The sequence below is a fragment of the Pedobacter nanyangensis genome (genome assembly GCF_003313505.1).
GTDB lineage: Bacteria > Bacteroidota > Bacteroidia > Sphingobacteriales > Sphingobacteriaceae > Pedobacter > Pedobacter nanyangensis.
In genome coordinates this window covers 281,602-295,461 of record NZ_QMHO01000002.1, presented here as the reverse complement: position 1 = coordinate 295,461, position 13,860 = coordinate 281,602, and the positions used below count along the sequence as shown (strand labels likewise).

15 protein-coding genes and 2 tRNA genes are annotated in these 13,860 nt (G+C 38.2%); 3 read left to right on the top strand and 14 right to left on the bottom strand.

The genetic code is table 11. The annotated features are described in order from the left end of the window. Nucleotides 1-72: 72 nt before the first annotated feature. The 6 genes from zwf to DUT71_RS04385 all read right to left on the bottom strand — a co-directional run bounded on the left by zwf (nucleotide 73) and on the right by DUT71_RS04385 (nucleotide 5,331). A complete protein-coding gene (zwf, locus tag DUT71_RS04410) occupies nucleotides 73-1,581 on the bottom strand; it encodes a glucose-6-phosphate dehydrogenase (protein ID WP_113661316.1) in 1,509 nt (502 codons plus the stop codon). 111 nt (nucleotides 1,582-1,692) lie between these two features. Further along, nucleotides 1,693-3,111: an NADP-dependent phosphogluconate dehydrogenase gene (gndA, locus tag DUT71_RS04405; RefSeq protein WP_113661315.1), complete on the bottom strand. Its 1,419-nt coding sequence runs from the start codon at nucleotides 3,109-3,111 to the stop codon at nucleotides 1,693-1,695. A 45-nt stretch (nucleotides 3,112-3,156) separates the two neighbouring features. Next, complete coding sequence (locus DUT71_RS04400; protein ID WP_113661314.1) at nucleotides 3,157-3,909, bottom strand: ROK family protein; 753 nt, start codon at nucleotides 3,907-3,909, stop codon at nucleotides 3,157-3,159. 66 nt (nucleotides 3,910-3,975) lie between these two features. Then, nucleotides 3,976-4,245, bottom strand: a complete 270-nt coding sequence (locus DUT71_RS04395; RefSeq protein WP_205313840.1) for a hypothetical protein — start codon at nucleotides 4,243-4,245, stop codon at nucleotides 3,976-3,978. Between the two features lie 82 nt (nucleotides 4,246-4,327). Beyond that, a complete protein-coding gene (locus DUT71_RS04390) occupies nucleotides 4,328-4,774 on the bottom strand; it encodes a hypothetical protein (RefSeq protein ID WP_113661312.1) in 447 nt (148 codons plus the stop codon). Continuing rightward, entirely contained in the window at nucleotides 4,771-5,331 is a 561-nt protein-coding gene (locus DUT71_RS04385) for a hypothetical protein (protein WP_113661311.1), read from the bottom strand. The genes DUT71_RS04390 and DUT71_RS04385 overlap by 4 nt, the downstream gene beginning before the upstream one ends. A gap of 217 nt (nucleotides 5,332-5,548) precedes the next feature. On the opposite strand from DUT71_RS04385, the gene DUT71_RS04380 reads away from it, so the two are divergent. Continuing rightward, entirely contained in the window at nucleotides 5,549-6,088 is a 540-nt protein-coding gene (locus DUT71_RS04380; RefSeq protein ID WP_113661310.1) for a hypothetical protein, read from the top strand. A 12-nt stretch (nucleotides 6,089-6,100) separates the two neighbouring features. Here DUT71_RS04380 and DUT71_RS04375 read toward each other — a convergent pair whose 3' ends face one another. Genes DUT71_RS04375 through DUT71_RS04365 form a run of 3 tightly spaced genes read right to left on the bottom strand, consistent with a single transcriptional unit; the run spans nucleotide 6,101 to nucleotide 8,591 of the window. Further along, complete coding sequence (locus DUT71_RS04375) at nucleotides 6,101-6,691, bottom strand: XAC2610-related protein (RefSeq protein WP_162795940.1); 591 nt, start codon at nucleotides 6,689-6,691, stop codon at nucleotides 6,101-6,103. Nucleotides 6,692-6,703: 12 nt separating this feature from the next. Next, on the bottom strand, nucleotides 6,704-7,414 hold the full coding sequence (locus tag DUT71_RS04370; protein WP_162795939.1) for a hypothetical protein: 711 nt from the start codon (nucleotides 7,412-7,414) through the stop codon (nucleotides 6,704-6,706). 7 nt (nucleotides 7,415-7,421) lie between these two features. After that, complete coding sequence (locus DUT71_RS04365) at nucleotides 7,422-8,591, bottom strand: hypothetical protein (RefSeq protein ID WP_113661307.1); 1,170 nt, start codon at nucleotides 8,589-8,591, stop codon at nucleotides 7,422-7,424. Between the two features lie 191 nt (nucleotides 8,592-8,782). Between DUT71_RS04365 and DUT71_RS04360 the strand changes: the two genes are divergently transcribed. Further along, nucleotides 8,783-8,867, top strand: a tRNA-Ser gene (locus DUT71_RS04360). 246 nt (nucleotides 8,868-9,113) lie between these two features. Here DUT71_RS04360 and DUT71_RS04355 read toward each other — a convergent pair. After that, nucleotides 9,114-10,277 (bottom strand): serine hydrolase domain-containing protein, encoded by a 1,164-nt coding sequence (locus DUT71_RS04355; protein ID WP_205313839.1) that lies wholly within the window; start codon nucleotides 10,275-10,277, stop codon nucleotides 9,114-9,116. A gap of 282 nt (nucleotides 10,278-10,559) precedes the next feature. Here DUT71_RS04355 and DUT71_RS04350 point away from each other — a divergent pair. Beyond that, nucleotides 10,560-10,644, top strand: a tRNA-Ser gene (locus DUT71_RS04350). A gap of 160 nt (nucleotides 10,645-10,804) precedes the next feature. On the opposite strand, the gene DUT71_RS04345 is transcribed toward DUT71_RS04350, so the two are convergent. From DUT71_RS04345 to bla, 4 genes are all read right to left on the bottom strand, one after another. Next, nucleotides 10,805-11,227 (bottom strand): hypothetical protein, encoded by a 423-nt coding sequence (locus DUT71_RS04345; RefSeq protein ID WP_113661306.1) that lies wholly within the window; start codon nucleotides 11,225-11,227, stop codon nucleotides 10,805-10,807. A gap of 33 nt (nucleotides 11,228-11,260) precedes the next feature. Beyond that, complete coding sequence (locus tag DUT71_RS04340; RefSeq protein WP_113661305.1) at nucleotides 11,261-11,659, bottom strand: lipocalin family protein; 399 nt, start codon at nucleotides 11,657-11,659, stop codon at nucleotides 11,261-11,263. Nucleotides 11,660-11,916: 257 nt separating this feature from the next. After that, the gene (locus DUT71_RS04335) at nucleotides 11,917-12,444 is read right to left on the bottom strand and encodes a hypothetical protein (protein ID WP_162795938.1); all 528 of its coding nucleotides are present in this window, start codon (nucleotides 12,442-12,444) and stop codon (nucleotides 11,917-11,919) included. Nucleotides 12,445-13,101: 657 nt separating this feature from the next. Continuing rightward, nucleotides 13,102-13,857: a subclass B1 metallo-beta-lactamase gene (gene bla / locus DUT71_RS04330; RefSeq protein ID WP_113661303.1), complete on the bottom strand. Its 756-nt coding sequence runs from the start codon at nucleotides 13,855-13,857 to the stop codon at nucleotides 13,102-13,104. Nucleotides 13,858-13,860 lie beyond the last annotated feature (3 nt).

Below are 13,860 nucleotides of genomic sequence, written 5' to 3'. Positions count from 1 at the left end.
TTTTTATAAAATGTTTATTAATAATTTGCTATAACCTCTATTCCAAAAGTCCCCTTTCGGGGGATTTAGGGGTTAATCTTTAATCGGCAAGGTAAACCAGTGATAACCATCTCTCGCTATCAGCGCTTCGGCTTCTTCTGGTCCCCAGCTATCTGCCGCATAGTTAGGGAAGCTCAGCGATTTTTTATTCTCCCAAGTATGGATGATTGGCATCACGAGTTCCCAAGCAGCTTCTACCTGATCACCACGCATAAACAGTGTTTGGTCACCCAAAATGGCGTCTAAAAGCAAGGTTTCATAGGCCTCTGGCGAATCGTTCTCATAAGTGCCTTTGTAATTGAATACCATATCCACAGGGTTTAACACCATATCCAAACCCGGGCGCTTAGATTGTACCTGCAACCTGATACTTGCTTCTGGCTGAATGCTGATGATTAACCTATTCTGCTGCCAAGTTTCCGCTACGTTGTTAGAGAAAATATGGTGCGGAACATCCTTAAACTGAATGGTAATAATTGATGAGGTTTGGTTCATCCGTTTACCTGTACGCAAGTAGAATGGAATACCTTGCCAGCGCCAATTATCGATAAAGAACTTAACGGCAGCAAAGGTTTCTGTATTCGAATGAGCATCTACGCCATTTTCTGAACGGTAGCCTGGCACTTCCTTGCCTTCTACCCAGCCTTTGCTGTACTGGCCACGAACAGCATGCGCACTAATTTCTTCAGGTTTAAATGGCCTAACGGCTTTTAAAACCTCCACTTTTCTGTCCCTGATTTCATCGGCATTGAAAGAAATAGGGGCTTCCATGCCCACCAAACAAAGGAGCTGTAGCAAGTGATTTTGAATCATATCCCTCAAAGCGCCCGCACCTTCATAATAACCACCTCTATCGCCCACGCCCAATTGTTCCGTTACCGAAATTTGGATATGCTCTATGTAGGTACGGTTCCACAATGGTTCAAACAGCGAATTGGCAAAACGGAAAGCCATCATGTTCTGTACTGTTTCCTTACCCAAATAGTGGTCTATTCTGTAAATTTGCTTCTCGGTGAAAATACCGCTTAGCAACAAGTTCAGTTCCTTTGCGCTTTCTAAATCATGACCAAAGGGTTTCTCAATTACAATCCTGCAATTTTCTTCGTTACCGGTAAGCTTATACTGGTGTAAGCATTGGGCAATTAACGGGAATAGGTTAGGCGCTACCGCCAAATAGAAAATCACCTGGGTTTTCTCCCCAAAATCAGCTTGGTATTTTTCAATTTCACCCTTAAGGTTTTCGAAAGTCTGCTGCGATTTGATGTCGATAGTGCAGTAGTGGATGCTCTGGCTGAAAACATCCCATTTATCCTTTTTCACCTTTCCATTTCTAGAGAACTCATTAACGCTATGCAATAGCTCTTTCTGATATTTCTCGTCGGTAAATGCCGTTCTTCCCGTTCCAATGATAGCGAACTTGCCTGGCATATAACCTTCGGTGTATAAATTATATAATGCCGGAGCTAGTTTGCGCTTATTTAAATCGCCTGTGCCACCAAAAATGACAAATATGGTAGGATTAAGTTTACTTGCTTTTTTCATTTTTTTAAAAGCTTAATTAGAGCTTCGTTTTTGCCACAGATGTAACACTCAATTTCTTGTCTGTGTATCTGCGGCTAGTTTATTTTTAACTTTTGAATTTTTACTTTTAACTTATTTACTCCATTCTGCGTGAAAAACGCCTTCACTGTCAATACGCTCAAAAGTATGTGCGCCAAAATAATCGCGTTGTGCCTGGATCAAGTTAGACGGCATTCTTCCGGTTTTCAAAGTATCGAAGTAAGTGATGGCCGCTGCATAACAAGGCACTGCAATACCGGCGCTAATAGCAGATGCAATCACGTTACGAGTATCCTTTAAACCTTTTTGAAGTTTCTGTTGGATAGAAGCATCTTGATAAAGGTGTTGTAAGCTCGGTTGTTTTTGATATGCTTCGTAAATATCTTGCAAAAACTCGGCACGAATGATACAACCACCTCTCCAGATCTTCGCAATTTCGGCCATATTTAACTCGTAGCCATATTCTTCGGAAGCTTTCCACAATAAATGCATGCCTTGGGCGTAAGCCGATACCATGGCAAAATAAAATGCTTCTTCTAATTGTGCTTCAAAATCGTTGTTTTGCGAAATGCTTGCCGATTTACCAAATGCACCTTCTAATTCTACACGTAAATCTTTCAACTTAGATAAATTTCTAGCCGCTACCGAAGCATCAATGGTATTTAATGGAATTTCAACGTCCATCGCAATTTGAGAGGTCCATTTACCAGTACCTTTTGATTTAGCTTGGTCCTTAATTTCATCTACCAATAAATTACCAGTCTTTTCATCCTTAAACAAGAAAACATCTTTGGTAATTTCCATCAAGAAAGATTTCAAACGGCCATTATTCCATTTTTCAAATACTTGCTGGATCTGTTGATTATCATAACCTAAGCCATTTTTAAGGATATCGTAGGTTTCAGCCAACAATTGCATAATAGCATACTCGATACCGTTGTGGGTCATTTTCACGAAGTGTCCAGAAGCGCCAGGACCAATGTAAGCTACACAAGGCTCGCCATTAACTTTAGCAGATACCGCCTCTAGTAAATCTTTTACGACGCTGTAGGCTTGCTTATCGCCGCCTGGCATTAAGCTAGGTCCAAAACGAGCACCTTCTTCACCACCTGAAATACCCATGCCAAAGAAATGGAAACCTTGCTCTTTTAATGCCACTGATCTTCTGGTCGTATCAGCATAATAAGAGTTTCCACTATCGATAATAATATCACCTTTACTCAATAAAGGTGTAATTTCTGCAATCACTTCATCTACAATCTTACCTGCAGGAACTAGCAAAATAATCGTCTTCGGAGAAGTTAAGCTTTCTACAAAATCTTCTACCTTGGCAAATCCTTTCAGATGATGCGCTTTACCTTCTTCTTCTAACAAGGCAAGCATTTTCTCGCTCTTATCATGTCCGGTTACAGAAAACCCATGATCGGCCATGTTTAACAGCAAGTTTCTGCCCATGGTTCCCAAACCAATCATGCCGAAATTGTAGTTCTTTTCAGTGTTGTTGATACTCATTTTTATGTTGCTTTTTACAAAATAATTTAAAGATTATTGATATTTCTAATCATGCAGATTAGTGCAAACCAAGAATTTCTCTTTGGCTTTCCAAAGTTTGGCACCGCCCTTAATACCATCTTTATTGGAAACAATTTTGATATTATGGTCTAGCCTAAAATTGATGTTTGCAGCGTTTCCACCACCAATGTAAAGTACATCGAAGTTAAAAACCGTTTTATATATTTCGATGATATATTTCAATCTCTCGTTCCATTTTTCCTTGCCTACTTTTTCAAAACCTCTTTTACCGATATATTCGTCGTAGCTTTCTCCTTTGGTGATGGGCAAATGTGCCAGTTCAAAGTGAGGCAGCAAATCGCCATCAAAGAGCAGGGCCGTACCAAAACCAGTACCCAGGGTAAATACAATTTCCAGGCCTTTGCCTTTTACAATACCCAAGCCTTGCAGATCCGCATCATTAACCAACCTTACGGGGAGGTTAAACCACTGGCTAATTTGATCTGCTAAATCTACATTGGCCCATTTGTTTTCTGCCAAATTAGGAGCTGTTTGCACCACACCATCCCTTACATAGCCCGGAAAACCCACAGAAATTTTTTCAAAATTTTTCAGCCCCTTGGTCAGCTTTTTAATGGTTTCGATCACCTCTTTGGGTCCAGCATTTTTTGGAGTAGGTTCTGAGATATAATCGGTAATGATTTTACCATTATCATCCAAAATGCAAGCTTTAATATTTGTTCCGCCAATATCTATGGTGAGTACGTTTCCTTTTTTTGAGATTTTCTTTACTGACATAATTGGCTTTTATGGTGATGCTAGTCAAAGATAGCTAGTTTACAAAGGGGAAAAGTTATTTAAAAATCAAATTTTGTGGGTTTGATCAGTAAATTCAAAGTTGATGACCTTAGGTACATTATTTACCATTGAGCCGATAATTTGCTTCGTAGCGATATCTTCAAAATAAAGTGCTTGCTTGGCCTTGATCTGCTTTTTTAGGCAGCAGTAAATGTAGAGGCATTTGATCCAGTTGACCGCCTTTTCTTGGTCTTTCCAAAGCTGAGGGTATAAAGAAACCACATTGCCGTTAATCTGTACGAGCTTTTTTTCCAATAACCCTTTAACATTTGTCAAGATTTTAGCGTTTTGCTCAGCCGAATTTACCGGGGCAGTATGTTTTTTATTTGCGTAAAACATGTCGCTAATTTACTAAGAATTAATCTTTATTCCTTCTGAAAATGATTTTTCGTAATTGGAGCACCCCATTGGTAAGGTGATGTTTTTTAGGAGTAAAAAATGGCAAGCTTAAAACCGACAGGAGTGAAATACCTGCAGACGCTCCCAGTGCACCACCATACCCATTAAAAAAGCTACTGGTATTGAGGTAAATAACCGCAAACACTAAACCCGAAATAGCCAACTTGATATAATTATCGATGATTTTCTTGGAAGCCATTCCGATGAAAGATCCTCCTATAAAAACAACCGGAATATTTTTAGCCAATTCTGTTGGCAACAGGTTTGGAAAGAAATAAAAGGTTGCAGCAACAATTAAAGACAACAATGCAGAAGATCTTACGGGACCTTGCCTGAGCTGGTGGTTTACATAAAAAGTGAGCATTGCGGCAATTATTGCAACGAGAATAAGGATAAATGCAATCATTTTTTAAACAACAGGAAAAAGATAAACGAAGTGATGGTTACTGCGGTAAAAGCTACCGTGCCCAATTTACCGCCCAGGCCGTTAAACAAACTTTTGGAAACCAACAACAAAACTCCGGCAAAAAAAGATGCGGCCAACACAAAATAAACCGAAGAGGCAATGGCAATATTGGTCATTCCGATAAACGCTCCGCAGTAAAATGTTGCAGGCAACTGTTTTAAATAAGTAGATTTTTTATTCAACAGTGGTATAAACGATGCCGATGTACCCACAATACCTGCCGCAATTACCGGCCCCAAATGGTAAACATTATTAAGTGCGTAACAAGCCAATGCCCCGGCCGGAATCCAAAGCACAATCAACACATGCTCGTGTAAATTGGTTCGGTGATGAATGGGCACCTTAATATAGGAAATCAGCAGCAACAGACTTAGAACAATGATGGCAAAAGGCGTATAAACGTTCTGCAGTTTCTCCATAAAAATGGCGGATAAAAATAGAAGTTGTATGATTAGCGTAAGGGCAATGGTAAATGTTCTAATCTTCTTTCTGGGCATTAAACAAGCTTAATTAACATCAAAAATAGGAGCTGAGGTATTTAGATGATTTCCTTATATCGAGCACTTCGAAAAAGGGCTTCTTGATTATGGTCCAAAGGTATCATAAAAGCCAGTTATTCTGAAATGTTTTTCGCCTAAACGGTTTAATGAATAGTTATACTTAAGGACTTGGAACAAATTTTGCACGGTATTGACAGACCAAAGCCCGCTCAACATGAAGCCCTTATATTGCTTGTTTATTTTAACCTGTACTGCACTGCTTACTGGATGTGCGACCTCACTGCAACAACCGCAAAGAACCGACATGCTTCAAATAAAGTCATTGAGTACTTTAAATGGTGTTTATCAGAATACTGGAATAACCAAGAGCCATGGCACTTATAATACTTTATGGTACCACCTGAACAGTATTGGGCAAATAGATACCATTACCTCGCCAAGTGCAACCATCACACTACTTGCATTGGATAACGGAAAAATAAGGGCTACTTTAGAAACGGAAGGAAGTACGTCTAAAAGCATTGAAATTAAAGGAAAATTCAAAGATGGTTACTTTGTTGCCAAACCTAAACGCAGTGCAGTACCTATACCGCTCCTTTACGGCAAATTCAAGAACAAGCAGGTGCAGTTATCCTTAAATCAGGACAATAGTTTGCATTTGGATCAATTGCACAATGAATGGGGATGGGTGTTTCTTTTTCTGGCCAATAACAACACCAGCACTTCCAACGATTATAAAAAAGTAGGAGAGTAGTGCTCCGGCACATCACAATGGTTTCTTTTTACCAGTATGGTGCTTTCTTAAAGCTGCAGCAATCTTGGTATCTAAAACATTTTCGTCGCTATTAAAAGAATCTTCGAAACTATTGCCCACCTGGATCAGTTGGTTTGCTTTGTTGATACGATAGATACTGTAGTAATTTTTTCCTGCAAAACTATAAGTGATAACTACCTGATATTTGGGGTTATAGCTGGCATTAGGCAAATCTTCAAAGCCTTTTACCCTGGTAAGTGTCTTAGCTTTTGGATCAGCCAAAAACAAATAATAAAGTTCATTACTTCCCCTTGCGGCAGTACCTTTCAGGATTAAAAAATCTGAAAAGCCATCACCATTAAAGTCTGTCTGCTTAGTTTCGCGACCATATTGGATTGCCAAATCTTGTTCCCAGAGGGTAGTTTGCGAGCCAGAATCATGACGAAAGAAACGGACTGTGCAAACTCGCTCTTCTGCTTGTTTCGAACGGCTTTCCTCAATAGCCAAAACATAGCTACGATCATTAAAGGGATAAAAATATTTCCAATCCCTTACAAAGCTCAAGAAAAGCGGCAAAATGGTTAAAAGCCATAGTTTCTGCATAAACATGTCAATTTAAGGTTGAAGCTGGGCCAGGTAATAATCGTATCGTTTCACCTGTACGGTGCCATTTTTCTCTGCTGTAAATGCTTTCACGATAAAAGCACGATCATTTACCCATTTAATTCCCTCAACAGCCCATTTTTTAGTTTCGTAGCTCGCTTTTTCAACGAGAAGGGTTTGAGGCTGATTTCTACTGCCTATTTTTAACACCCCAATAAAAGAACTGTTTTTTTGATACATCCAATTATAAAAATAAACCAAATACTGTTGTTTTGGCGAAGGGATGGGCAATTGTACGGCATCGTCTCCCACAGATGCGATGGCGTATTTTTTGGCACTTAAATCATCCACTAAAATAAGATCGCTAAAACCAATATGCTCAGCAGTATGGTGGCTGAAAAGCGCATGCATTTGTAGCGTAGGGTAATAACCAGCATATTGATAGCCCTTAAAACCTTCTGTTGAATTAACTTTCTCGTTGTATTTTTTCAAGTTCAACATGCCTTTCTTCGTTTGAATGGAAAAATGACTGGCATCTCCAAACAACTTGGGCTGTGTAAGCATATTCGTCGCAGGAATGCTGTCATACTTTGCCTGGGTGCTTTTTTCAAAATTCAACTTCGGAAGCAGGTCAAACTGATTGGCATAACCAATAGTGGTCATGTTGCTATTTTGGGCATAACAAGAGCAACTGATCAGTAACAATAGGTACAGTATTTTCATTTGTATCTTATTTGTTTGAAGGGCCAATTACGTAATAAGCATTTTCACCGATTCTCATTAATCCATACGGAAGGTTATCCAAGCTGTAGTATTCCAAGGTCTGTTCTACACATTGCCCATCGCTGGCCTTTGGATATACATTATTCAGCTTTATTTTCAAGGTATCGGCTTTGGTAAGGACATGATAGTACTTGGTACCATTCCAAATTTCTTCGGCGCCCGTATCACAAGCAGCCTTTTCCGTTTTTTTAAAATAGACGAGTTTAACCGCTTTGGCGTTTTCAGTTAATGGTATTATTTCCATACGTTTGGCCGTTGCTTTACCCTTATCCAGTGCACTTTTTTGACCGTCAAAAATCCAGGTATATACTTTATCACTATCTTGAGAGATCAACAAACCATTATCGAAGATCAAGCGCTCTATCGTTAAATCCGAGGTCTTAAGACTGTCCTTAATTGCACCATCCTTATCTATCCTAAAAATTTGGCCAACAGGAACCTTTTTGTTGGAGCTAGGATACTCCAATAAAATGATGACTTCTTGGCTTTCTGGAAGATAATAAGGCTTTGAAGCGATATAAATTCCCTTGGTATTTAGCAGTTGTTGCGCTAGCGGCAGGTTACGATAAGCCTGCTCTTCAATTTGCATGGGTGCTTGCTTAATTTTCTTCATCCAGTAAAAGGAGAGCACACTTAACACCAGAGCCGCTAAAATATAGAAGATAAATTTGATATTGCCTGGCATTGCTTCGGGTGCAGCTGCCTGCTGGGAGCGGTATAAAAAAAGACGAACGCCACCACCTATGACCACAGAACAGACCGCAATGTATAATAAATGAGACGTTAGAAATTGCTTGATGAAAATCCGGTAGGCACTAAAATCAGCGAAGCTTGGGAGCTGCATAAAACCATAAACCAACCAAAACACGCACAAAAGCAACACAAACACCAACGAGATTAACAATCCCGTATTTGGATAGATGACACCCGTATTCAACAAATAGGCGATAAGACCGATGAGTAGGGTAGTGAGCGCTAGGATGACCACACAGCCAAGCAAAAAGAATACAACTGTACCTAAACTCAAAAAGTTGAGTGTTCGTCCGCCGAAATAGTAAAAATAAGTGAAGGCTAATAAAATGGCAGCAAGGAGCGCCGTTTTAAGATTAATATACATACTTCGTTAATAGCTGGTTGGAGTTAACTCTTCATTTAGTTGTACAATTTTACGGCTATAACCGTGCCAATTCAACCAATCCGCAGACTTGAATTATTTTTTCAAGCTGATAACGAAGTGCTTAAAGTAAACTTCACAAAATCCGTCTAGTTAAGTTTGTGGAATTGATTAGAGTTTGTACTTTTGCCCTCGGAGAGCTGGCAGAGTGGTCGAATGCGGCAGTCTTGAAAACTGTTGACTGTAACAGGTCCGGGGGTTCGAATCCCTCGCTCTCCGCCCAAAAAAGGGGATGATGTAAAAATCATCCCCTTTTTTTGTACAAATCGATCAGCAAATCCAGTTTATTTTATAGCACTACAAATGCAGGATTCGTAAAATCTGAAGGTATCCTAACAGCTAAAAAGAGAAGAGTCCACGGGAGTAGGTAAGTAGATAATTACTATAAATTGAGAAAACTTTAACGCAGTTAGAATTTTAAACAACCGCCCTTACATTACTCAAAAAAACTAGAACAGTTCATACTTAGTTCCTATTATTAGATTTAATTATCTTATCAAATATTTCAATTAATGCCTCATCCATTATTGAAGCTGTATTGTTGCCGCTTTGATTGGTGATAATAAAAAAACCTAATTCATATTTTGGAACAATATAGATGTAACATTGAGAACGAGGCACACCTCCATGATGCAAATAATATGTTCCTAATTTTTCGTTTTCTGTAATAATGTTCCAAAAATATCCAACACTAAACTCGGGATTAAAATTTACGATTGGTCGATATGCTTCTGCGGTAGCTTTATTTTTTTGCAACAAAAACCGCATGTATTTTACCATATCAGGTAAAGTGGATTTTATATTACCAGAAGCACCCCAAGGCAATATCGGCATTGGAAATGTAGTTACTTTATTATCACTATGATAACCAACGGCAAGCCTTTGCAACTCCAGATTGGAAAGGTTGATCTTAGTATTTTCTATCGCCATATTTTCAGATAGATAATCTGTCAATAATTTTTCAAAATCCACGTTGTAAACCTTCTCTAAAATAGCAGCCATAAGTTGGGTGCCAGCGCTGGAGTAATTGTATTTATAACCTGGTACAGTATCTATTCTTACTTGATGTAGATCTCTTAAGAAATCCTTTTTTTGGTAATTCTGATATAATTTATTGAGCTTAGCTGGCGTATCATGATCTGTGAAATTTTGCAGGATTGGATTTGCTTCGGAGGGAAGCATATTAGGCATACCACTGGTGTGGGATAGGAGATCCTTGATTTTGATAGGACGATCTTTAAATTTCAGGTTGGGATAGCTTTCTGTTAGATACTTTTGTACGTCATCATCAATATTCAATTTCTTATCTTGTACAGCCTTCACGGTCAACATCCCGGTTAGCGTTTTGCTCAATGAGCCAATTTCATAAATTGTTTCATTATTCGGAATATTCTTCTTCCCTTCCTCCAACTCCCCATAATGCCCTATATATTCCTTTCCATTAAAAACCACGGCAATCGAAGCAGAATGAATCAATGGCTTCCTGATCATTTTATTTAAGGCACTATCAACTACATTTTTAACACGATCAGCCCCCGGCATGGAAATATCCTTACGATCTACATGGATTGATTGCGATGATAAGTGCAGGCTAGATAATAATAAAATAAGGAGGAGGGAGGTTTTCATGATTTATCAGTTCTGTTAAGGTTACAAATATAAATTCTTCTGTACTCAAAAAATCCTTAAATAACAGAAATGATTAAGTACAGTGGGTTAGCAAAATATCATCTATCAAGTGTATTTCTATCAAAATTTATAGCCTTAAGTATTTTTCTTGTCGGTAATTTACAGCTTCGTTTTAAAGTTATTTTTTTGGTTTACAATGGGTTTCATAAAGCCAGTTAAACTTTATTTAACATTTTTTTAATCAGAGTTTGCAAAATTGACTAGAGTTTGTACTTTTGCGGCGGAGAGTTGGCAGAGTGGTCGAATGCGGCAGTCTTGAAAACTGTTGACTGTAACAGGTCCGGGGGTTCGAATCCCTCACTCTCCGCATAAAAAAGGGGCGATTGAAAATCGCTCCTTTTTCGTATATTTTCTATTTTTTCCGTACCGTTCGTTGTATGGTTTTAGCACAAACGCGTGGTGCAAAAGTTACAACAGAGGTTTTACCTAATTAGCAGTGTCAAGCCATTATTTTTTTCATGTTATTGCTAGCGGGTTAGGTAATAGGTTTGCGTGTAGGTGACGCCACTTAAAGTAACTGTATTTTTAAAGGTAAATTTATTATCAGTTAGTTCGATAATAGCCTGCTCAGCACCCCACAATACCAAGATGTTTGGTTTCACTTCATAGGAAAATTCTTCCTCGCCTTCAGCATTGGTTTTTCCTCTGCCATTGGCAAAAAATTCGAAGTAAACGTTTTTCGGATCATTGTCGATGATTACAGGAGGCTCATTACCCTTTTTTGTTTCTTCTATAAATTCTATCAAATTCCAGCGACCCAGCATTTTTTCCTGTATCATTTGTACCGCTTTCTCTTCTTCACTTATAGGGCTTTCTTTCTTACAACCAGCGATGAATATTATCGCTCCAGCGAACAGCATCACTGCAATTAAAAATCGATTAGTTTTCATATAGATCTGTTTAAAATATTTTTAAAAATGATATTACCTGCTGAGCGTATAGATTTGCTTTCGGGTGGCGGTTGTACTTACAAATTCGATGACCAACTTTTGTTCAGTAAGTTCTTTTATCGTATAAGACTCTCCATCAATAATTAGCATGTTTTCGTTTGCTATGCTATAAGAATAAGACTCTTCTTGGCCCCCAATGTGCCAGTACAACTTTCCATCTGTACGAAAATCAAAATAATCACCTTCCGAGCCGTGTTCGGTATTGGTTTGAACAGGGGCCGGTGGCATAGTGATTTCGGTAGTTAGAGACACAAATTTCCATCTGCCTAGTATTTTTTCTTGTGTTGGCTTGTCGGCAAATTTATCTTTTTTACAAGCTGTTAAGGCGATGATCGATGCTAGAGTTAGCATCAGGATTAAGCTGTTTTTCATTGTATCTTTATTTAGTTAAAATTAAGCTAGTTACTCAATCAGGTGTTATAAAGGTAAAACCGATACATGCGACCTCCAATACTAAGCGATATACAAAGTATCTACATGCTTGGAAAACAAGGCCGCAATACCAGCTTCGGCAAAACCACAGCCGCCTGGGCTCGGAGCAAAATGTATCATAAACTGAATCAATATCTGATATGCAATCACCCGAACAATATCAGCATGCACTCCAATCTTACCTTGCTATTTTACTTCTAGAATTGTCCATTCAACGGAATATCCAATGTGACAGTAGGTTGCATATCTGAAACCGTACGACCACCGTTTTGCGGAATATGAACCTTTTGGCTACCCAAGGACAAAGTGGAAGCTGCTTTGTTTTTATAATGATGGGAAACAATAAAAAGTGGGACACTAGCAGCTATAAGTGTTCCACCAGTTACAATTAACCAGTCTTCTTTTTCTCCAGTGTCTGTGTCTGCACTTGTCACATGAGCTATTAACCCCAACCCACTGGAAACTATGCCTGTTCCTAAAGATACCCAGCCCAAAGTTCTCAAAGTTTTATGTGTTCTTGAATAATGAGAATAATCCTGATCCTGTTTTACACTTATGGATATTTTTGAAACTTGTTGTCCATATGTTTGTACCCCGATCACAATAATTAAAAGGGATAATAAAATATTTTTTCTCATTTTTAATAAATTTAAATTATCACATAAAAGATATCTTAAACAATTATCCTTGGTAGATATATCCTTGGTAGTAAGTGCTGATTCCATTTTCATCTCCGGTATGTGTTCGACCAACAATAACAAATTTTGAAGCAGACCTGAAATATGTACCTCCGGATTCTTTTATTTTCTCTGTATTGGCGTATATTAAAAATGGGCAGATTGAGTTGAAAAAGAATACCTAAGCGACAAAAGTTATTTTGTAGTATATCGACGAATGAGTAAAAAAGATAATGGTTTTTATTGTGGTGTTTTCATAGTATATGTATTTAATATTTTAATCAATTTTAAAAACTAAATATCTAATAAACAACATTTTATAAAAACAAATTTATTTTACAACTTATATCTATAATGCTTATAAAAAACTACAAAAAGAAGGAATATGATTATGGAAAATTGGTATAAAAATTAAAATCTTATCGTATTTTACTTCTATATAGAATAATGGGATACCCCCTCGAAATGGAGGGAAGAATGCATTCGGATTGATTAAGGACGGAGGTATGCTGAATTTCCTATTTTTTTGCACGTCGGCAATGATTTAGATCATACGTTTGCCATGTTGAGCTGAAATGCGCAAATTCTATAAATGCACTTTTAGAAGGATGTAGGAGAAAGTTTGCTAAACATTAGCATTTTTTTAGCAACGAAGCCCTGAATAAATTCACGGTAACGACCAACACAGCTTAAATGCCAAACGATTTATTTTCGAAACAAGCTAATGGTATAATCCAGCAATTTTGAATTGCCACGTTCACCATGCCCTGGAATCACCAGCTTTACGTTCGGATATTCCTTTTTAACCTTCTCTACGGTGTTGGCCCAAGCTTCCACATTGGCATCGCCTAAATAGCCTTTCGTTGCATCAAGTTCTTTGATTAAACAACCACCAAATAGGATATTTTCACTAGGGAAATAACCCACTACATTATCCTTGGTATGTCCTTCTCCAAAAAATTTAGCCGTGATGGTTTGCTTACCCACCTTAAGCTTTAGCGCATCCTTAAAACCATTTTGAGGAACTACAAAACCCTTTTCTCTGGCAAACGCTATCGTTTTGAAATTGGCATAAGATGGGATGTGATGATCGTGAAAGGCCTTTAATCCACCCAAACAATCATCATGAAAATGGGTGGGGATGATGGCTTTTATCCTGAAATGAAGCTTATTGGTAATCCATTTGATTAATTCTTCCGAACTTTTGTTATTGGTAGGGGTATCAAATATAATGGCCTCTTTGCCATCGCTTACCACCAAACCATTACAAGGTACTTTCCCGAACTCTTGGGTTTGTAAATAGGAAACATGCTCGTAAGCACTCTTGGAAACTTGGGTAATAATCAAATCATCAGATTGATAAACCACTTTAGGTTTAAATATTTCATTTTTTTGAGCATTTACCACCAAAGCACCGCATAAAAGCAGCATTACCAAAAATGTTTTGATCAGGTTTTTCATTTG